Annotated in this window: 1 protein-coding gene; it reads right to left on the bottom strand. The window is 48.1% G+C overall.

What is annotated here, in order from left to right; genetic code table 11:
* A partial coding sequence (locus C8P70_RS13865) for a hypothetical protein (RefSeq protein ID WP_166666241.1) occupies positions 1-2,749 on the bottom strand: 2,749 nt, incomplete at both ends.

Raw genomic sequence — 2,749 nt, 5'->3', positions numbered from 1 at the left:
GGGAAGGCTTCTACCTTTTCTTCTATTTTCAAAAGAAGCTTGCTCACGTGGAAGCAGCCCGTAGAGCGCTCTTCCAAACGTATCCAAAGCTCTTCTTCAAAAGGCTTGGAATTGGTATACTCATAGGCAAGCGGAAGCTTGTTCTCTACTGCGTCCAACTCGGCTTTGTGATAGGTAATGCGGTAATCAGAGGCAGGCCGACCATCGAGAATCTCTGCATTTTTTTCCTCCAGATTGAAAGGATAGAACTCCACTGCTACATCCAAACACTTTAAAAGAGGGGTAACCTCAATGTAAGGCTTGGCGTGAACTATCAAGTCAAGTTCCACAATTACAAAGCACTGCGGATCGTGAACCGAGTGTTTGTTGATCACACGGGCATATACTTTCCCACTACTGCTATTATGCTCGCCTTCTGCATCCAAAGGATCCGTAGTCCCCGACTCGGCCGCAGAACGCGTAGGGTAAAACTCAACTTCAAGCTGGGAATCTCCCTGTACAATATCTGCCAAAGCGTCTTGCAGTACAAAAATGCCTTCTGCTTTGCCAAACTCCAGCTCGCAAGTCTCTAATGCTGACGGACGGGTGTTCGGCTCAGGCATAGCGTCCACAATCAGGTTTTGAATAACCATAGAGCGACAGCCTTGTTCGTTTTCAACCACAATCCAAATGCTTTGCGCAGGGGTTTTATTGATATATCGCGTCAAATCAGATTCTGCAATGGCATTGGTATCTGCCAGAGCATCGGATTCGCTCTCGTAATAAGAATAGCGCGTCCCAAAGACAGGGGTTCCCCCGACAATGGCAACGGCATAGGTGGTCAGGTCAAAAACGGCTTTGTTTTGACCGATACTCAAATCGCTGCAATGGATCAAGTCCAGCGGTTCAAGCAAGCGAAGAGGGATATTCACCGTAAGGCTAAAACTGCCATAAGCCTCACAACCCGTAGTCAGATCAACAAGCTTAACCCAGATTGTTTCCTGGTTTAAGGAGTTGTGGTAAAGCTCCGGATTCATAATGCGGTTGACTCCCTGCTGGGCATTGGACTCCGTGCGGTAGTACTCTACTTCCCACTGATGACCGGAGGCAATGCCTTTGCTGATGGCAGCTTCGTTAACCGTTAAGTCTACCTCCACACTATAGTCATAGTGATCTCCGTAATAATCGCAGAGTTCTATACCCGGAAGTTTATCCGAAACAACAGGGGCTTGCTCGGTGCGAAGAGTAATCTCATAAATGCCCACACAGCCCGTGAGCTTGTTCTGCAAGCGAACCCATACCTTGCCCGTTTTAACAGTCAGGTTGCTGTAGGTCTCAGGGTCTTTGATATTGCTCTTATTCGCAAGGGCATTAGCCTCGGTTTCAAAAAACGTAAATTCGTAGTCTTTATACCCCGGGGTGTGTTCCATGGCAAAGCCAACCAGGTTGAAAACGCCCTGACCGTTGGCAGAAGACGTACAGGCAACCATCTGTGAGCCGCTGGAAACGTCGTAAACAGGGTATTGATTCACTACCAAAAAGAAAGAGGTAAGGGTATAGCAACCCGTACTGATATCTTCTACACGCACAAAAACCTCCTGACGGTTTGCCGTGGTATTGCTGTAAGCGGTGTCATTCAACGCATTGCTCTTCGCCTGGGCATCGCTCTGAGAGGCGTAAAAAGTAATGGAGACGTTGCTTTGAGTGGATATCTCTGAACGCTTGTCGCTGAGTTTAAACTGGGCGATGCCCGTGTTGGTCTTGCTGTCGCAAACAACGTAATCAGCAATGCTCCCGTTGATAACAGGAAGGGCTATGATCTGAAGGCGAAGCTGCTCGATGCTAGCACAGCCCGTGATCTTGTCTTCTACCCGAACATAGATGTATTTGCCTGTAAGGCTAGAGTGATGCGCCGCATCGACAATGGCTCCCGAAGCATTGCCTTCAACGGCTTTGGTATAATCGGTGTAATAGCTCACCAAAACATCCGACGGATCAATACCGTTGAGCACCTCTGCCTCTTTAACGGTAAGGTCAAAGTCCGCAACGCCGTTGCCGTTGATGTCGCACTGAACAAAATCTGAGGGCTCTTTGGTCAAGGGAGAATGGCCAACGGTCAGCTCGATAACCTGAATCAAAACGCACCCAACTTCGTTCTCCACTCGGATGAAAATCGATTCTCCTCCGGGACTCCCGTTAGTGTAAGTAAGGCTAGTCAGTTTGTTGATCTGGTTCTCCGCGTCCATGGCCGTGCGGTAAAAACCGTAATGCCAGCTGCTGTTCACTCCTATTTTCTCGCTGGCAATCTGCTCAAGGTTAAACTGAGCGTAACCGCTATCGCTGCACAAAATGTATTTTTGCAAACCGCCTAAAACAATTGGGGGATTAAATTTTAAAAGCAGAGTCCCTACCGAGTAACAACCTGTTAAAGGGGAGTACAAACGGATGTGGATCTCTTTTTCTGTGCTCATATAACCGTCTTTGGAAAGGGCTTTCGAAGGGTCTCCCAAAAGGGCATCCTGTGCCGTTTCGTAGTATTCTACGATCAAACCGCCTACACTGGACTTTACTTCGTTGTCTTTGCTCTTCAAAATGAAATTGCCCTGGCTCTGACCGACAGAATCCAGACATATGACATAGGGGGTCAAAGAGGGATTGATCACCGGGGCTTTATCGCGGATAAGCTTAAAGGAGGTAACCGAAAAAAGGCTCGGGTCGGAATCGCTCTGTACACGTACCCAGATCTCTTCGTTGTGCATACCGGCATAAG

Origin of the sequence: Myroides indicus (assembly GCF_004364575.1) — a bacterium.
Taxonomy (GTDB): domain Bacteria; phylum Bacteroidota; class Bacteroidia; order Flavobacteriales; family Flavobacteriaceae; genus Flavobacterium; species Flavobacterium indicum_A.
The sequence above is the reverse complement of the archived record's forward strand: the minus strand, read 5'-3'. Positions and strand labels throughout refer to the sequence as shown.